The following is a 17,863-nucleotide window of genomic DNA, read 5'->3' as shown; positions in this document are numbered from 1 at the left end:
CGCTGCCGACGTGACCTCTCCCGCCGCCCGCACCGCACTGGACCTCACCGCCGACCTCCCGGTGCCCGCCCTGGAGGACTTCTACCGGGACCTGCACCGCCACCCCGAGCTGTCCCTGGCGGAGCACCGCACGGCCGGCAAGCTCGCCGAGCGCCTCCGGCGGGCCGGGTACGAGACCACCGAGGGCGTCGGCGGCACCGGCGTCACGGGAGTACTGCGCAACGGCGACGGACCGGTCGTACTCCTGCGCGCCGACATGGACGCGCTGCCGGTGCAGGAGGAGACCGGGCTGCCGTACGCCTCGCAGACGCCCGGGCTGATGCACGCCTGCGGGCACGATCTGCACGTGACCTGGCTGGCGGGGGCGGCCGAGGCGCTGTCGGCCGGGCGGGAGACCTGGTCCGGGACGCTGCTGCTCGTCGGGCAGCCCGCCGAGGAGACGGGGCTGGGCGCCGCCCGCATGGTGGCCGACGGGCTGTACGAGCGGTTCCCACGCCCGGACGTGTTGCTGGGCCAGCACGCGGTGCCGGGTCCGGCGGGTCTGTACGGCCACACGCCCGGCCTGATCCTCTCCGCCTCGACGGACATCGACATCGTGGTGCACGGGGTCGGCGGACACGGATCGCGGCCCGAGACGGCCGTGGACCCCGTGGTGACGGCGTGCTTCCTCGTCACCCGGCTCCAGACCGTCGTCTCGCGCGAGGTGGCCGCCGGGGAATCGGCCGTGCTGACCGTCGGACGGGTCGAGGCGGGCACCCGGCCCAACATCATCCCGGCCGAGGCCCGGATCTCACTGAACGTCCGCACGCAGTCCGAGCAGGTCCGGGAGCGGATGATCGCGGCGATACGGCGGATCGCGGCCGGCGAGTGCGCGGCGGCGGGCTGCCCGCGCGAGCCGGAGGTGACCGTCGGCGAGTCCTTCCCGCCCACGGTCAACGACGCCGAGACCGACCGCCGGGTGGCCGCCGTGCACGCCGAGGTCTTCGGCGCCGCGACGGTCCTCGACCCCGGCCCCGCGATGGCCAGCGAGGACTTCCCGCACCTGGCCGCGGGCGGGCTGCCGTACGCCTACTGGTTCGTGACCGCCACCCCGCATGAGGTGTGGGACGCGGCTCCCGGCGAGGACCTGCCGCAGAAACTCGGCACCGTCCCCAACAACCACAGCCCGCACTTCGCCCCGGACCTGTCGACGCTGGCGCCGGGGGTACGGACGCTGGTCTCGGGGGCGCTGGCGATGCTGGGCCAGTCCTCCCCCTAGCTCTGGGTCTGCAACTGGCTCAGTTGTTGTTTGATGTTCTCCAGGGCGCCTTCGCGGCGGCCCGGCACACGGCCGCGCAACTCCGCGAGCGCGAGCCCGAGTTCACGGGCAGGGGCCACGTCGCGGATCTGCCCCCACTGGTGGTGGGCGCGGTCGACGGCCGCCTCGACGGTGAGCGTGTCCGGGGTCTGACCGGCGTTGAGCCGGGCGGTGGCCACGGCCAGCCAGGTACGACAGCTGCGGACCGGGTCCCCGGCGAACATCGCCAGATCCGCCCGGACCTCGGCCCAGTGGAGGGCCTGCTCGGAGCCGGCGCCGTGCGCACGTACGGCGGCCTGCTCGTGCTCGGCGGCGAGGGCGTCGGCGTCGCTGTGCCGGCCTGACTGGACGGCGGCGGTGATGTAGGCGTGGGGGTCGTCGTCCGCGGGCCGGACGGCCTCCCTTTCTCGAGGCCGGTCCGCATCATTCAGCCCGTCCGGCACTTGAGCACGAGGCCGCTCAGGCCGATGCGGGGGTCTGGGGGCAGCGCCCCCAGGGACGGGCACCGCGACGCCGGGCGCCCCGACATGGGCCGCCCCAACCCCCGGCACCCCCAACACCACGTCCGCGTACACCTCGTCGCCCAGCCGAGCCAACACCTGCTGATGCAACTCGGATACGGCGGGCCGATGTCCGCTCCGCAGAATCGTCGCCACCGCCTTCATGTACGTCGGCGCACCCACCGTCCGCCGGGAAGGCGGCGGCGCCACACGGCCGTACACCTCGATGTTGCGTCCGCAGTCCAGCGGATGCGTCCGCAGCCACTGCCAGGTCTCCGTGTCCGCGTGCAGGTCCAGCACGACGGTCGTCGTCCCGGCCTGGCGCAGCCGCAGTTCCTCCCGGATCCAGTGCCAGGGGAAGCCGGTGTAGCGGACCGTGGCCGTGGTCGTGCGGGCCAGCGCCAGATGGGGCAGATGCTGCCGGCGGTCGAGAAGGAGTTGCCCGGTGACGAACACGGTGAGCGGCCCGGGAGCCGCCGCGGCGGCACGCAGACGCGTGAGGACGGCCTGCGGCTCCAGCGGGTCGGCGAGTTCGACGACGTTCGCGGTGTCGGTGCCGGACAGCACGGCGGGTGACACGGCCGCGAGGACGGGGAGCACGGAGGCCGCGTCCACCAGACAGCCCTTGCCCACTGGCGCGGCGGCGAGCAGCAGCACGGTTCCGGGCATCGGTCCCTCCCCAATTCCCCGTCGACATCCCAGTCGATCACGTACGTCAGCACCGTAACCGCTGCGGCTGCAAAGGGGGGCCTCAGGACTGCAAACGTCCCTTTCGAGCGGACTCGTCGGCCCGGCGCATGAGCCCGCGGGGCCCGCATCCGCGGTCCGGAGGCCGGGAATCATTTCTTCCACCGACTTGCCAGGGCCTGTCCGCAGGTGTGCTCTGGTAGGCGGGGGCGAGGAGAGAGAGGAGTGCTCTCATGGCTCATGCGGCACCCACGCCCGGCGGAACGCGCGGTATGCGCAGGACGCCCGCCACACGCCGTACGACCAGGCCGCCCGCCCGCACGCCCGACGTCTTCAGCGAACGGTTCCACAGGGTGGCGAGGTATGCGATACCCGTCGTCCTCGGGCTGCTCTACGGCTACTGGGCCGCGGCCAACAAGCGCGACGGCGGGCCGATCACCGGCGGGAACCTGCTGTTCGGCTTCGTCACCGCGCTCGCGTTCATCGTGCTCTGCATCGCCGTGGCGGTCCTGGCCCCGCGCCTGATGCGCGAACTGCACTCGCTGACGAAGTCGGCCTTCGCCGGCGCGGCCATCGGCTTCCTCTACAGCCAGGGCGGCGCGAGCGTCTGGGCGTCCGTGGTCCTGGGACTGGTCGTCACGGCGGCGATCTTCACGGTGTTCTTCTACCGCTACTACACGCGCGAGGACGCGGAGGGGAACCGCATCCGCTGAGCCGGCCACCGGGAACACCCGTTCGGCGTCACACCGCTCGCACACTCGCCCCCGCGGGTCTTGCCTGGAAGGTGCCCTCGGCTCCGGAAGGGGTTCCACGTGCTCGACATCGCCGCAGTCTGGCTGCCCGTCACGGCCGCCGTGCTCGCCGTCGCCGGGATCACGCTCGCGGCCTGCCGCCGCCGCGCGGTGACGGCCACCGCGCTCGGCACGGCGCTGGGCGGCGCCTTCCTCGCCGTCGCGGTCGCCGTCGGCCGCCGCCTCACCGTGGCCGACCTGCCCGACCCGGCCCACCAGCCGGCCGTCGGCGCGGTCTACGACGCCCTCACCGCCACCCTGCGCACCGTCTCCTGGCTGCTGGTCGCCCTCGGTCTGACGGTGGCCGTGACCTGCCGGCTCAGCGGACCTCTCGTGCGACGCCGGCGAGCGTCCGAAGGGCCCGCCGCAGATCCGGCACAGCGGCCGAGGCGAGTCCGAGCCTGACCGCGTCCGGGGTGCGGCCGGGGTCGACGGCGAAGACCGGGCCGGGCGTGACGGCGATGCCGTGCGCCGCGGCGGCGGCCGTGAAGGTGTCCGCGCGCCAGGGCGCGGGCAGCTCCCACCAGGCGTAGTAGGCGCGCGGGTCGGACCGTACGGAGAAGCCGTGCAGTTCCTCCCGGAGGATCCGCTGCCGGTGCGCCGCGTCCGCCCGCTTGGCCGCGACCAGCCGCTCCACCGTCCCGTCCTCGATCCACCGCACGGCCGCCTCCATCGCGAACCGCCCCGCACTCCACCCGCCGGACCGGATCGCGTCCGCCACGGCCTCGCCCCGGTACGGCGGTACGACGGCGAAGCCGACGGTGAGCCCGGGAGCGACGCGTTTCGACAGGCCGTCGACGACGTGGGTGAGGCGGGGCGCGTGCACGGCGAAGGGCTCGTCGTCGGCCAGGAAGGACCAGATGCGGTCCTCCACGACGGGGATGCCCGAGTCGGTGACGACGTCCGCGAGGTGACGTCGCCGCTCCTCGCTCATGGTCAGGGACGTCGGATTGTGAAGCGTCGGCTGGACGTACAGGGCGGACAGGGGCGCGCTGCGGTGAGCGGCGGCGAGGGACTCGGGGCGCGGGCCTTCCTCGTCCGCCGTCAGTGGCACCAGCGTGCTGCCGAGCCGTGCGGCGATCTCCTTGACCACGGGATACGTCAGCGGCTCGACGCCGACGCGGCCACCTGGGCGCACGAGGGAGGCGAGGGTGGCGGCGACGGCCTGGCGGGCGTTGCCGGTGAAGAGGAGCTGGTCGGGGCTGGGCTGCCAGCCCCGAGTCGCGAGGAGGGAGGCGGCGGCCGTCCTGGCCGGCAGAGTGCCGTCGGCGGGTGCGGGGCGCATGGCCTCGGTCAGGACGTCGGGGCGCAGGAGGGGCGCGAGGGTGGGGGCGAGGAGTTCGGACTGGCCGGGCGCGGACGGGTAGTTGAGCTCCAGGTTGACGGGAGCGGTGGTCGACGGCTCGGTGAGTCCCCGTCCGGCCGCCGGCTGCGCCGGAGTCGCCCGTACGAAGGTGCCGCGACCGACCTCGCCCACGACCAGTCCCCGCCGCACGAGTTCGCCGTACACCCGCCCCGCCGTGGACCCGGCGATCCCGCGCCGCCGTGCGAACAGCCGCTGCGGAGGCAGCCGTTCACCGGGCTTGAGCCGACCGGCGGCGATGTCGTCGGCGAGCCGGTCGGCGATGCGCCGGTAGTCGTCCACAAGGCTCCCTGGGGAAGGCGGGTCGGATTGCACCGAGAGCAAAGATCTTATTGCACCGATGAGTTGGGGCGGCCTAGGGTCGTCCACATGACCCCTTTCCCGGTGTTCCTCGCATACGATGACAAAGGCTCTGATACCTCCTTGGTTCCCCTCGTCCTCGTCCACGGCCACCCCTTCGACCGCACGATGTGGGCCCCGCAGATCGAGGCCTTCTCCGCCACGCGCCGGGTGATCGCCCCCGACCTGCGCGGCTACGGCGCCTCCCCGCGGACACCCGGCGTCACGGGGTTCGCGCAGTTCGCCGAGGACATCGAGGCGCTGCTCGACGAGATGAAGGTGGAGACGTTCGTGCTGGCCGGTCTGTCCATGGGCGGCCAGATCGCGATGGACTGCTACCGGCGGTTCCCGGACCGGATTCTGGGGCTGGTCCTCGCCGACACCTTCCCGGCGGCGGAGACACCGGAGGGCGTGAAGTCCCGCAACGCCATGGCGGACCGGTTGCTGCGGGAGGGCATGCGGGGGTACGCCGACGAGGTCCTGGAGAAGATGGTCGCGCCGTACGCCGAGGCGCGGGTCAAGGAGCACGTCCACCGCATGATGACGACCGCGCCCCCGCAGGGCGCCGCCGCGGCCCTGCGCGCCCGCGCCGCCCGCCCCGACTACCGCGACCTGCTCACCCGCGTCAGGGTCCCCGCGCTGGTCGTCGTGGGCGCCGACGACGCGTACACGCCGGTCGCCGACGCGGAGGAGATGCACGCGGCCCTCCCCGACTCGACGCTGCGGGTGATCGAGGGGGCGGCGCACATGCCGAACCTGGAGCGGGCGGAGGAGTTCAACCGGGCGCTCGGGGAATTCCTGGCGCGGGTGGACGGACGCTCGTAGGGCCTGTCCGGCGGATCAGGTCGCAGGAAAGTGACGGCAACTGATCAGCCCCGCGTCTGCGACATGATCCGCCGGACAGGCCCTAACCGGCACGCCGAGAGCACGCACCGAACGCCGCTCCTTCTCCCACGGAGATCCATCAGAAGGGCCCTACCGACGCCGACCACCGCACGCTGGTCGTGGACATCACGCTTCACCAGCGGGGATGAGGGTGAAAGGGGCTGCCCATAATGGGCGCATGTCCCGAGAGTTCCCCATCGGCCTCACACCTCCCGACTGGCTGGTGAGGAACCTCCAACCGCAGCCCGCCCCGGTCAACTGGCCCGCCCTCGCCCGCGCCGCCGTCGCCATGGCCCTCCCCCTGGCGATCGGCATCGCCGCCGACCAGCCTGCCTACGGCGCCATCGCCTCCATGGGCGCCCTCTCCGGCGTCATCGGCGACACCGCCGACGCCTACCGCATGCGGATCCTCAACATCGCGATCCCGCAGCTCTTCGGCGCCGTCGGCATCACGCTCGGTTCGCTGGTGTACGGCCACGGCTGGCTCGCCGTCGCCGCCGTCACCGGCGTCGCGCTCGTGTCCGGGATGATCTCGACGATCGGCGCGGTGGCCTCCGTATCGGGACTGCTGCTGCTCCTGAACTCCGTGGTGGGCGCGGGCCTCGCCATGCCCGGCGAGTGGTGGCTGGCCCCGGTCCTGATGTCCGGCGGCGGGCTGCTCGTCCTCGCCCTGGCTCTGCTGGCCTGGCCGCTCAGGTCGGGCGTGCCGGAACGGGCCGCGGTCGCGGGCGTCTACCGCAGGCTGGCCGACCTGCTCACCGTCTCCGGCACGGACCGGACGGAGGAATACGACAAGGCCCGCCACGCCGTCACCCAGTCCCTGAACCAGGCGTACGACCTCGTCCTCGCTCGCCGCGCCCGCCACCACGGCCGCAGCCCCGAGCTGACCCGCCTGCTGGCCCAGCTGAACGCCATCACCCCGATCCTGGAGGCCGCCCCGGCCGCCCACCTCGCCGGCCGGCCCCTCCCGCCCGAGGCGCCGGAGGCCGTACGGCACCTCGCCCAGGCCGTGGAGACCGGCTACACCGGGCCGATAGGACTCGAGCTCCCCGTGCCGGTGACCGAGACCACGCGGGCCGTCGACCACGCCCTGCGCCACGCGGCCGAGGTCGTGACCTCGCCGGACGTCGACCCGCGGGGCATCGACGACCGCCTGGGCAGGCCCGCCGCCCTGAGCATCCGCGCGGCCCGAGCCGCCCGCGACGTGGCCCTCTCGGCGGCCTCCTGGCGCTACGGCCTGCGCCTCGCCCTGTGCATCGGCCTGGCCCAGGCCCTGGTCTCGATCATCTCCGTGCCCCGCTCCTACTGGGTGGCCCTGACCATCACCTTCGTCCTGAAGCCGGACTTCGGTTCGGTCTTCTCCCGGGCGCTGCTGCGCGCCCTGGGCACGGTCGCCGGACTGGTGATCGCGGCGGCGGTGCTGTCGCAGGTGCCGCGGGGCTGGTGGGACGTACCGGTGATGCTGCTGCTCGCCCCGCTGATCCCGGCGCTGACCCCGCGCGGCTACGGCTACCAGACCGCGGCGATCACCCCGGTGATCCTCCTCCTCTCGGACGTCCTGAACCACCAGGGCACGGCCTTGCTGCTGCCCCGGCTGGTGGACTCCCTGATCGGCTGCTCGATCGCTCTCGTGGCGGGCTATCTCCTCTGGCCGGAGAGCTGGCACACCCGCGTCGGCGACCGCCTCGCGGACGCGGTCGCGGACACCGCGCGCTATGTGGAGGGCGCGTTCGGCGCGCCGGGGGTCGAGGCCGTCGACCCACCCGCCCGCGCCCGCATGCGCCGCCGCCTCTACCGCGACCTGTCCGTCATCCGTACGGAGTTCCAGCGGGCCCTGACCGAGCCGCCGCCCACCGGACGCCGGGCGGCGGCCTGGTGGCCGCTGGTCGTCGCCGTCGAACGGATAGTGGACGCGACGACGGCGGCCCGGGTGCGGGTACGGCACGGGGCGCCGCCGCCGGCGGAGGCCGAGGTGGGCCAGGTGGCCTTGCAGCTGCGGGAGCTGGCGGAGGGGCTGCGGGAGGTGGAGGTGCTGTACGCGGTGCGCACGGACCTCACCGGGCCGTCCGGCAGCGTGCTGGAGCCGCTCAGGCAGGAGGTCGCGGCGGCGCGGGCGATCGCGTCACCGCACTAGTGCCGCGACAGGCAACGTTTGCCCTTCAAGGAGCGGCGTCCGGTGCGTGCTCTGGGGGTCCCCCCTCTGGGGGAGTGCCGGCCGGAAGGCTCCGTCGATGGACCGGACGTACTTGGGCTTTCGGCCGGTGCGGCGAGTGGGGGCACCTCCCACGCCTTTAGGGCAGTGGGGGAGCGTGCCGGGCGTCGCGACGGGGCGAACGTTGCCTGTCGCGGCACTAGGGCCTGTCCGGCGGATCAGGTCGCAGGAAAACGACGGCGACTGATCAGCGCAGGTGAGCGGGGCGATGGGGGTGCCCCCGCGCGAGCGTATTCGAGCGTGGGGGAGCGTCCAGCTGCAAGGCGGAGGAGGGCGTCGACGCGATGGGGGTCCCCCCGCGCGAGGTTGTTCGAGCGTGGGGGAGTCGGCAACCGACGACAACGCCGCAGATGGGCGTGCCAAGCCCCGCGTCTGCGGCATGATCCGCCGGACAGGCCCTCACCTCACACCGGTGACATCAGCAGACCAGGGTCAACTCGGCGCAGGCGCTGAATCGGTACGCCATCCCCGCCCGGGTGACGCGAGGAGCGCTCAGGGGCGGGCAGCGGCAATGATCAATCCGGTCAACCGCCCTACCGATAAGGGGATTTTTCATGCGTCGCACCGCGACCGTCCTGCTCGGCACCCTCGCCCTCGCGGGCGCCCTGGCCCCGACCGCCACCGCGGTGCCGGACCCGACCATGGTTCTGACCTGTGTCACCGAAGCCCCCTCCCAGGTCACGGGCCTCGTCGACCCCGCCGCCGTCACGGCTCCCCCTGAGGTCCCGCTCACGACCTGCCTGACTCCGGCTCCCTGAGCCGAAGCCCCGAAGCGGCCGTGGGCCGTCCTCCCGAGCGGGAGGACGGCCCACAGCCTGTGTGCTGTGTGTCCGCTACGCGCCGATGTCGCAGCCGTCCTCGCGCCACACCGCCACGACCGCCGGACGGACGAGCTTGCCGGGCCCGTCGGGCCAGGTGCTGGCCGGCTTCTCGACGCTCGCGCCGTCGAGCTCGCCCGGGTGCTGTACGGCGACGAGCACGCGCCGGTCCTGGATGATCGGACCGCAGGTCTCCGCGCCGTTCGGCATGGTCAGGAACTGCTTGAGCTCACCGCGCCGGTCGCCCTTCGTGGCGACGCCGAAGAGGCCGTCGTGATAGCCGAGCTGGGCGCCGTCGGTGGAGATCCACAGGTTGCCGTACGGGTCGAAGGCCACGTTGTCCGGGCAGGAGATCGGGCTGACCTTGTCCTTCGGGAAGCCGGCGAAGTACGTCGCCGGGTCCTTCGGGTCACCGGCGACCAGGAACAGCGACCAGGCGAACTTGGTGCTGTCGGCCTGGTTCCAGCGCTCGGTCAGCTCCAGGATGTGCCCGTGCTTGTTGGCGTTGCGCGGGTTGGCCTCGTCCGCCTTGGCGTTCGTACCGACACCGCGGTTGGAGTTGTTGGTGAGGGCGACGTACACCTTGCCGGTGTGCGGGTTCGGCTCGATGTCCTCGGGCCGGTCCATCTTGGTCGCGCCGACCTTGTCACCGGCGAGGCGCGTGAAGACGCAGACCTCCTCGGCGGTCATGCCGTCGACGTGCGACACGGCACCCTTGGCGCTCGCGGTGACCAGCGGGATCCACTCACCACTGCCGTCGAACTCGCCGTCGGCCGGGAGCTTGCCCGTGCCGTCGATCTCGATGGCGGGGGAGTCACCGGTGAGCTTGGCGACGTACAGCGTGCCCTCGTCGAGCAGGCTCAGGTTGTGCTCCCGCACGGCCCGGGAGGTGCCCTGCTTCATCCGCTTGCTGCCGACGAACTTGTAGAAGTAGTCGAACCGCTCGTCGTCACCGGTGTAGACGACCGGCCGCCCGTCCTGGGTGAGCCGCACGGTCGCGCCCTCGTGCTTGAACCGGCCGAGCGCGGTGTGCTTACGGGGCGTGGAGGTGGGGTCGTACGGGTCGAGCTCGACGACGTAGCCGAAGCGGTGCACCTCGTTCGGCTCCTGGGCCACGTCGAACCGCTTGTCGAACCGCTCCCACTTGCGCTCACTCGCCGCGGTACCGATGCCGTACCGCTTGTCGGTGGCGCGGGTGGCGTTGGCGAAGTACTGGTTGAAGTTCTCCTCGCCGTGGAGGGTGGTGCCCCAGGGGGTCGTGCCGCCCGCGCAGTTGTTGAGGGTGCCGAGGACCTTGCGGCCGGTCGGGTCGACGGAGGTCTTCAGCAGGTCGGACCCGGCGGCGGGCCCGGTGACCCGAAACTCGGTGGTGGCGGTGACGCGCCGGTTGAGCGGATGCCGGGACACGGCGGTGAGCTTCCCGGTCTTCCGGTCCCCTTCCACCACGACTGCGGACAGCCCATGAGCGGCCCAGGCGATCTCGACCTGCTCACGGGTGGGGTTGGCGGCGTCGTACCCGCGGAACATGAGCACCTCATCGGTGTACTCATGGTTCGCGACGAGCAGCTGCCGATTCCGCTCCCCGGGAAGGGGCAGCAGGGCCAGGAAGTCGTTGTTGTACCCGAACTGACCGGCCTGAGCGGCGGCGGTCTGCTTGTCCGGGTCGAAGGCGGGCGCGCCGCGCAGGATGGGCTCGCCCCAGCGGATGACAACGTTCTGCTGGTACCCGTCCGGGACGGTCACGACATCGGCGGTGTTGGGCGCGACGGCGGCGAACCGCAGCCCGCGCGCCGCCTTGGAGGTGCCCGGCTTGTACGTCGCCGTCCCGCTCCCGGCGCTGTTTTCGGCCGCGGCGACGGGCTGGGCCACGGCGGCACCGGCGGCGGTGGCCACGGTGACGACGGCGGCGGCCCGCATCATCGAACGGCGACTGAGCGCGCCGGCGATCACATCGCCGACGTACGCGTTGGCGGAGGTGTTGGGCACCTCGTGGAAACAGGCGTCACCACACCGGAAACGGCAGGTCAGGGCGGATCGCCCGCCGGGATGCGGCTCGTTCGAGGTGCTGATCAACGGCAACTGTATGCGCACTTTCGCTCTCCCCATTTGCTTCCCCTTTAATCCAGCCTGACGGACGCTAGGGGTGCGTTTGTGCGGGAGCGGGGCGACACGGTGAACGGAGAGTGAACCCCGAGTAGATGTAACCCAGTTGGCGGTCCTGCCGAGCCGCCGACCGAGGCCGTCCTGATGTAGGCCTTGACGTCGAGGGCGGCCGGTGCCCGCCCCCGCCCCAGATCGCCGTCCGGGGCCGCTAACCTTACGTGTCCGTCCTGGCCAGCGATTGACGGTACAACTCACGCGAAGGGTTGCGCACATGGGCATTCTCACTATCCTGCGGAACGCATTCGGCCGGTCACGCAAGGGGCGTGCCGCCGAGGCGGTTCCTTCGCATGAGGCAGAGCGGACGGTTTCGCCGGAGGCGGAGCGCGTTGCCTCGCCGGAGGCGGAACGCGTCACCTCCCCGGAGGCGGAGCCGAAGGTCCCGTCCCCGTCGACGGAACCCACCCCCGAGCCGAAGCCGACGGCACCGGTGCCCGAGCCCCGGACCTCCACGCTGTCCACGCAGGAGGAGCACGACCTGGTCGCGGCCGCCTTCGACAAGGTGACGGTCCCGGCCCCGACGAAGCCGACGGAAGAGCCGGAGGCGGAGGAGGTGACGGCGGAGGCGAAGACGGAGGATCCCGAGCCGACGCCGGAGCCGGCCGCCGAGGCGCCGGTGGAAAAGGAAGCGGTGGCCGAGGAGCCGCTGGAGTCTGCGACGGCCGTCCCTGAGCCGGATCCCGAGCCCAGCCCCGAGCCGACAGCCACCGAGGAACCGGAGCCGGCCGCAGAGACCGCACCGGAACCCGAACCGGCGGAGAAGCCGGAGCCGACCGCAGAGACCGTCGCTACGGAACCCGAGCCGACCGCAGAGATCGTCGCTACGGAACCCGAGCCGACCGCAGAGGCCGTCGCCCCCGAACCCGAGCCGAACGCAGAGGCCGTCACCCCGGAGCCCGCGCCCGAGCCCGTCACCGAGCCGGAGCCGGAGCCGACCACCGAGGTCACCCCCGAACCGGTCCCCACCCCCGAACCGCTGGCCGCCGACGGCGAGGACACCCCACAGGGGCCACCCGCACCCGACGACGAAAGCAGCACGGGTGGTGCGGGTGGGAACGACACGGCCGAAGGCGAAGCCGAGGCCGTAACCGACGCCCCGCAGCCGCAGGCAACCCGCGAAGCCGACGCCAAAGACGACGCCCCGCTGCCGCAGGCACCCGGCCTGGTCACCGCCTACAAGGCCGCCGCCACCACCCTCAAGACCAAGAACCTCACCGACGCCCGAGCCAAGGTCTACCTCGTCCTCGACCGCTCCGCCTCCATGCGCCCGTACTACAAGGACGGCTCCGCCCAGGCCCTCGCCGAGCAGACCCTCGCCCTCGCCGCCCACCTCGACCCCGAGGCCCTCGACGCCACCGTCCACGTCACCTTCTTCTCCACGGAAGTGGACGGCACCGCCGACCTCACCCTCACCGACCACGAGAACAGGATCGACGACGTCCACGCCACCCTCGGCCGCATGGGCCGTACCAGCTACCACGCAGCCGTAGCGGACGTCCTCACGCACCACAACAAGGAAGCAGCCGGCACCCCGGCCCTGGTGATCTTCCAGACGGACGGCGCCCCCGACGCCAAGACCCCCGCCACCCAGTCCCTCACGGACGCCGCGGCGAACCACCCCTCCGTCTTCTTCTCCTTCGTCGCCTTCGGCGAGCATGACAACAAGGCCTTCGACTACCTCCGCAAACTGAAGACCGACAACACGTCCTTCTTCCACGCGGGCCCGACCCCCCGAGAGCTGACGGACGCCGAGCTCTACGAGGGCGTACTCGCGACCTGGCGCCCATAAGACACGCCACACCCCCGCACCACCCAGGCCGCCCGGCTTCCCACCCCGCAAAACGGGAGGCGGGCGGCCCACCCATGTCGGCTACGATTTCAAGGTTCGTACGCAAGCCTCGTAAAACCACCCGACTGGGAGCAGCCCCCGATGGCTCGACACCTCATCACCAGCGCCCTTCCGTACATCAACGGGATCAAGCACCTGGGCAACATGGTGGGGTCCATGCTCCCGGCGGACGTGTACTCCCGGTACCTGCGCCAGCGCGGCCACGACGTCCTGTACATCTGCGCGACGGACGAGCACGGCACCCCCGCCGAGCTGGCCGCGAAGGAGCAGGGCATCCCGGTCGACGAGTTCTGCGCGCAGGCCCACGACGCCCAGAAGGCCGTATACGACGGCTTCGACCTGGCCTTCGACTACTTCGGCCGCAGCTCCTCCCCGCAGAACCGCGAGATCACGCAGGAGATCGCCCGCGAGCTGAAGGCGAACGGCTTCATCGAGGAGCGGGCGATCCGCCAGGTGTACTCGAACGCCGACGGCCGTTTCCTCCCCGACCGCTACATCATCGGCACCTGCCCCCACTGCGGCTACGACAAGGCCCGCGGCGACCAGTGCGAGAACTGCACCCGCGTCCTGGACCCCACCGACCTGATCGACGCCCGCTCGGCGATCAGCGGCAGCAGCGACCTGGAGGTGCGCGAGACCAAGCACCTGTTCCTGCTCCAGTCCGCGCTCGCCGGCGAGGTCGAGGCCTGGGTCGACGAGCGTGCCGACAACTGGCCCGTCCTCGCCTCCTCCATCGCCCGCAAGTGGCTGACGGAGGGCCTGCACGACCGCGCGATCACCCGTGACCTGGACTGGGGCGTCCCGGTCCCGGCCGACACCTGGCCGGACCTGGCGGCTGAGGGCAAGGTCTTCTACGTCTGGTTCGACGCGCCGATCGAGTACATCGGGGCGACGAAGGAGTGGGCGGACCAGGACCCGACCGGCAACCGCGACTGGCGCTCCTGGTGGTGGGAGTCGGAGGCCGACGTCCACTACACGCAGTTCATGGGCAAGGACAACGTCCCCTTCCACAGCGTGATGTTCCCGGCGACCCTGCTGGGCACCCGCGCCCCGTGGAAGAAGGTCGACGTCATCAAGGCCTTCAACTGGCTGAACTACTACGGCGGCAAGTTCTCCACCTCGCAGCGCCGCGGTGTCTTCACGCACGACGCGCTGGAGATCCTGCCCGCCGACTTCTGGCGCTACTTCATGATGGCGAACGCCCCCGAGTCCGACGACTCCTCCTTCACCTGGGAGCACTTCACGGCCACGGTGAACAAGGACCTCGCCGACACCCTCGGCAACTTCGTCAACCGCGTCCTGTCCTTCTCCCGCAAGCGCTTCGGCGACGACGTCCCCGCGGGCGGCGAGCCCGGCGAGGCGGAGGCCAAGCTGGGCGAGGAGATCGTCCGCCTGCTCGCGGAGTACGAGGAGCAGATGGAGGCCATCCAGTTCCGCAAGGCGGCGGCGGCCCTGCGCGCCCTGTGGTCTGCCGGCAACTCCTACCTGGAGGAGAAGGCCCCCTGGCTGGAGATCAAGACCAACCCGGAGGGCGCGGCCCTGACGCTGCGTACGGCGATGAACCTCATCCACCTCTACTCGGTGGTCTCGGAGCCGTTCATCCCGGCCTCGGCGAAGGCCATGCGCTCGGCGTTCTCCCTGTCCGACGACACGGCCCAGTGGGTCACGGCCGACGAGGCCCGCGCCCTGTCCTCCGTCCCGACCGGTACGCCCTTCACGGTTCCCCCGGTCCTCTTCACCAAGATTACGGACGACGACCTGGAGACGTACAAGGAGCGCTTCGGCGGCGCCGCGGAGTGACCTCCGATCACCGGGGAGGTCGCTCCCGGGCCCTCCCCTCAGGTGAACGCGGGCGTGATCCTGTCGTGGATCAGCCGTAGCTGAGTGTTCACATCCGCCGCGCCCTCCAGGTCCCGCCGCGTGAAGGCCTTCACGAGGGTCCGGTCGGTGACGGCACAGATCATGTGGTTGACGCCGGCCGGAGCGATCTCCCGCTGAATCTTGTCCCGGCACTCCTCGGGGGTGCCGGCGATGGAGAGACGCTCGGCGATCTCGGGGCTGGTCAGCTCGATGCCGCGGGCCAGGTCACCGGCGGCAATGGCGTCGATGACCGGTTTCAGCTCGCCGGGGTCCACGCCGTTGCGGCGCAGTTGCTCCTCGGGCATCGAGGAGGCGTAGATGCCTACCATGCTGCGGGCCGCGTCCTTGGCCGCCGCCGAGTCGGGTCCGGTGGCGAAGACGACCCAGGCACCGATGTCGAGCGCCCGCCAGTCCTTGCCCGCCCGCTCGGCTCCGACCTGGATGTGCCGTACGGCGTAGTCGTACGCCTCGCGCGTATAGCTCAGCGCGTGGTGGCAGCCGTCCGACAGCTCACCCGCCGCCTCGAAGGACTTGGGCCCGCGCATCGCCCCCAGCTTCAGCGGCACCCGTTCCTGCACCGGCCGGGCGAAGGTGAACAGTCCCTGGTAGGAGAAGAACTCCCCGTCGTACGAGATGGCCCCCTCGTCCAGCAGGGTGCGTACGACATGCAGCGCCTCCTTGACCCGGGACAGCGGGCGCGTGCGGGCCCAGTCGATGCCGTACTGCGCGAGGAGCCCGAAGTTCCCGCTGGACACCACGCCCTCCGCGCGCCCGCCGGACAGTTCGTCGAGCGTGGCCAGGGCCTGAGCGATGAGGCTCGGCTCGCGGAGCGTGACGGGCGAGACGCTCGGCCCTAACCGGATCCGGCTGGTCTGCCCGGCCGCCGCCGCGAACAGCAGCCACATGTCCTTGTGCCAGGTCTCGTCGGCGGCGTAGCAGGCGTGGAAGCCGAGTTCGTCGGCGAGCCTGATGGAGGCCAGTGACTCCTGGAGCGGGTAGTCGGGGAGCATGGCGTAGCTGAACTTCACGGGTACCGCCTTCCGTAGTGGAGCTGAGCGGTTGTCCTGACCGTTCCCGTACCTAGTCAGACGGGCCCGGGACGTCAAGCCCCGGGCCCTTCCCCGGTGTTCGGGACGAGGTCAGGAAAGAACCCCGGCGCCCGTGGTCTTCGGCAGGACCGTCTGCAGGCTCTTCGCCGACTTCTCCAGGCCCGCCGTGAGCGTCGGCGTCCAGTTGACGGTCGTCTTCAGCTTCTTCGAGTTCGCGGCGTTGTACGCGGCGACGATGTCGGTGGCCGTCCCGTTGACGAGGTTGCCGCCGCCCGCGACCGACCCCGTGCCGTCGCCGCTGAGCAGCTTGGCGACCTTCGCGCCGGACGGCAGCTGCCAGGCGTTGTGCTCGGCGACGACCTGGGCCTTGGCCCGCGAGTCGAGGCTGTACTTGGCCGCGTAGCCGTTGAGCGTGGCCGTGTCGTAGAAGTTGTTGTAGAGGTGGATCTGGCCGATACGGGCCAGGGGCGCCCTCTGGGCGATGCCCTTCCACACGTTGTGGTGGATGGAGACGCGCAACTTGCCGGTGCTGTCGGTGTCGCTGCTGCCGATCAGCATCGTCTTGTCGTGGTTGGTGAACTGATTGCGCTCCACGGTCACCAGGTCGGAGCCGTTGGTGATGTCGAGGGCGCCGTCGTGGACCTGGTACTTGCGGCCGAAGTACGTCTTCAGCCGGCTGTCGAAGAACGGCGCGTCGGTGAACGTGTTGTGGTCCGCCCACACATGGGTCGCCCCGCGCAGGGTGACGGAGTCGTAGTTGGAGTTCCACTCGCCCGCCGAGCCGTCCGTCGGGTCCCACTGCGGGAAGCAGTCCTCGGTGGCGGCGAAGGTGAGGTTGCGGACGATGACGTTGTCCACGTTCTGCACCTGGAGGCTGCCGCCCTTGATCCCGGCGTTCGTGCCCGGGACGCCCACGATGGTGGTGTTGGCGGGCACCCTGAAGACGATGTTCTTCTTCTGCTTGGCCGCGGCGGCCGCGCGGGCGTCCTCCTGGCCGCCCGACGGCGCCTTCTTGCCCCAGGTGGCGGGGTCGTACGCCTTCAGGTACGAGGCCGGCGAGTACCCGGTACCGGCGGCGTAGTCGGCGCAGCCCAGCTTCTTGCCCGAGTCGTCGGTGTTGGCGTCGATGGTGCCCTTGACCTTGATGATCCGCGGGGTGGTGTCGGAGACCGACCCCAGCGCCTTCACGAACTGCGCGCGGGTGGACACGGTGTACGTGTGCGCGGAGTCGGCCTTGGCGCCACCGGTCGTACCGGATCCGGAGGCCGCCCAGCCGTCCTTGGCGGGCAGGGCCTGGTGGTACAGGTCGACGGCCTTGGCGTTCGCGTTCATCACGAATAAGCCGGCGCCGACACCGGCCGCCGCGACGGCGGCGGTGACGACGACCGTGCGCCGCTTGCGGAGGGACCGGCGGTGAGTAGGGGATGCCACGGAGGAGTCCTTACGTGGTTGTGTGCTGCCCGTGCTGTCGGTGAAGCTCCCGTGAACGGGGCTCACGACTCCTCAGTGGCCGCGGAGGTCATTAGGGTTGCCGCAACGGCGAAGATTTGCGCATCGGCGTGAATCGTCCGAGTGGGGGGATCCATCCATGGCACTGTTCGGAAACGCGCACACGGTCAACCCGGGTCAGGCGCAGCAGGACTACGCGCGCCTGCTGGGCGCCGGTGAGCAGGTGCAGGCCGCGTACCAGCTGGTGCGCGACGTCATCCTGTTCACCGACCGGCGCCTGATCCTGGTCGACAAGCAGGGCATCACCGGCAAGAAGGTGGAGTACCACTCCATCCCGTACCGCAGCATCACCCACTTCGCGGTGGAGACGGCCGGCCACTTCGACCTCGACGCCGAGCTGAAGATCTGGATCTCGGGCAACTCGATGCCGGTGGAGAAGACGTTCACCAAGGGCGTCGACATCTACGAGGTGCAGGCGATCCTCACGCAGTTCGTGGCGCGGTAACTCGCCAGCGATTGGCAGATCTGCTCCACCGGCACGTCCACCTCACCTGGGGTTTTCCTTCGCAGGGGTGGAACAGATCTGCCAATCACTCCCTGATCG

Annotated in this window: 13 protein-coding genes and 1 pseudogene; 9 read left to right on the top strand and 5 right to left on the bottom strand. The window is 71.2% G+C overall.

Translation table 11 applies throughout. The features are described from left to right. Nucleotides 1-10: 10 nt before the first annotated feature. Nucleotides 11-1,258 (top strand): amidohydrolase, encoded by a 1,248-nt coding sequence (locus Q4V64_RS26625; RefSeq protein ID WP_124440591.1) that lies wholly within the window; start codon nucleotides 11-13, stop codon nucleotides 1,256-1,258. Here the strand turns inward: Q4V64_RS26625 and Q4V64_RS26620 are convergent. After that, complete coding sequence (locus Q4V64_RS26620) at nucleotides 1,255-2,466, bottom strand: hypothetical protein (RefSeq protein WP_124440592.1); 1,212 nt, start codon at nucleotides 2,464-2,466, stop codon at nucleotides 1,255-1,257. The two genes, Q4V64_RS26625 and Q4V64_RS26620, sit on opposite strands and share 4 nt — an antisense overlap. Before the next feature lie 251 nt (nucleotides 2,467-2,717). On the opposite strand from Q4V64_RS26620, the gene Q4V64_RS26615 reads away from it, so the two are divergent. Beyond that, entirely contained in the window at nucleotides 2,718-3,197 is a 480-nt protein-coding gene (locus tag Q4V64_RS26615) for a hypothetical protein (protein WP_253266994.1), read from the top strand. A 78-nt stretch (nucleotides 3,198-3,275) separates the two neighbouring features. Further along, a pseudogene (locus Q4V64_RS26610) lies at nucleotides 3,276-3,680 on the top strand (hypothetical protein); the annotation flags it as partial. Here the strand turns inward: Q4V64_RS26610 and Q4V64_RS26605 are convergent. Further along, entirely contained in the window at nucleotides 3,595-4,920 is a 1,326-nt protein-coding gene (locus tag Q4V64_RS26605; protein WP_124440593.1) for a PLP-dependent aminotransferase family protein, read from the bottom strand. The pseudogene Q4V64_RS26610 and the gene Q4V64_RS26605 sit on opposite strands and share 86 nt — an antisense overlap. Nucleotides 4,921-5,007: 87 nt before the next feature. On the opposite strand from Q4V64_RS26605, the gene Q4V64_RS26600 reads away from it, so the two are divergent. The 3 genes from Q4V64_RS26600 (at nucleotide 5,008) to Q4V64_RS26590 (ending at nucleotide 8,832) form a co-directional block, all read left to right on the top strand. Continuing rightward, nucleotides 5,008-5,802, top strand: a complete 795-nt coding sequence (locus Q4V64_RS26600) for an alpha/beta hydrolase (RefSeq protein WP_124440594.1) — start codon at nucleotides 5,008-5,010, stop codon at nucleotides 5,800-5,802. A 238-nt stretch (nucleotides 5,803-6,040) separates the two neighbouring features. After that, on the top strand, nucleotides 6,041-7,996 hold the full coding sequence (locus tag Q4V64_RS26595; protein WP_124440595.1) for an FUSC family protein: 1,956 nt from the start codon (nucleotides 6,041-6,043) through the stop codon (nucleotides 7,994-7,996). 632 nt (nucleotides 7,997-8,628) lie between these two features. Next, nucleotides 8,629-8,832 (top strand): hypothetical protein, encoded by a 204-nt coding sequence (locus Q4V64_RS26590; RefSeq protein WP_124440596.1) that lies wholly within the window; start codon nucleotides 8,629-8,631, stop codon nucleotides 8,830-8,832. Nucleotides 8,833-8,907: 75 nt separating this feature from the next. On the opposite strand, the gene Q4V64_RS26585 is transcribed toward Q4V64_RS26590, so the two are convergent. Continuing rightward, nucleotides 8,908-10,983 (bottom strand): PhoX family protein, encoded by a 2,076-nt coding sequence (locus tag Q4V64_RS26585; protein WP_124440597.1) that lies wholly within the window; start codon nucleotides 10,981-10,983, stop codon nucleotides 8,908-8,910. Between the two features lie 283 nt (nucleotides 10,984-11,266). On the opposite strand from Q4V64_RS26585, the gene Q4V64_RS26580 reads away from it, so the two are divergent. Together Q4V64_RS26580 and metG are read left to right on the top strand one after the other, a co-directional pair. After that, complete coding sequence (locus Q4V64_RS26580) at nucleotides 11,267-12,841, top strand: VWA domain-containing protein (protein WP_124440598.1); 1,575 nt, start codon at nucleotides 11,267-11,269, stop codon at nucleotides 12,839-12,841. A 141-nt stretch (nucleotides 12,842-12,982) separates the two neighbouring features. Further along, nucleotides 12,983-14,701, top strand: coding sequence for a methionine--tRNA ligase (metG, locus tag Q4V64_RS26575; RefSeq protein WP_124440599.1), 1,719 nt, complete (start codon nucleotides 12,983-12,985; stop codon nucleotides 14,699-14,701). Between the two features lie 38 nt (nucleotides 14,702-14,739). On the opposite strand, the gene Q4V64_RS26570 is transcribed toward metG, so the two are convergent. Next, a complete protein-coding gene (locus Q4V64_RS26570) occupies nucleotides 14,740-15,789 on the bottom strand; it encodes an LLM class flavin-dependent oxidoreductase (RefSeq protein ID WP_124440600.1) in 1,050 nt (349 codons plus the stop codon). A gap of 111 nt (nucleotides 15,790-15,900) precedes the next feature. Continuing rightward, entirely contained in the window at nucleotides 15,901-17,241 is a 1,341-nt protein-coding gene (locus Q4V64_RS26565) for a polysaccharide lyase family 1 protein (RefSeq protein WP_124440601.1), read from the bottom strand. 157 nt (nucleotides 17,242-17,398) lie between these two features. Here Q4V64_RS26565 and Q4V64_RS26560 point away from each other — a divergent pair, with 157 nt between their 5' ends. After that, nucleotides 17,399-17,764, top strand: a complete 366-nt coding sequence (locus Q4V64_RS26560; protein ID WP_124440602.1) for a PH domain-containing protein — start codon at nucleotides 17,399-17,401, stop codon at nucleotides 17,762-17,764. Nucleotides 17,765-17,863: the final 99 nt, after the last annotated feature.

It is taken from the genome of Streptomyces sp. NL15-2K (assembly GCF_030551255.1).
GTDB lineage: Bacteria > Actinomycetota > Actinomycetes > Streptomycetales > Streptomycetaceae > Streptomyces.
Note: the sequence above shows the minus strand (reverse complement) of the source record. Positions and strands in the feature narration are given on the sequence as shown.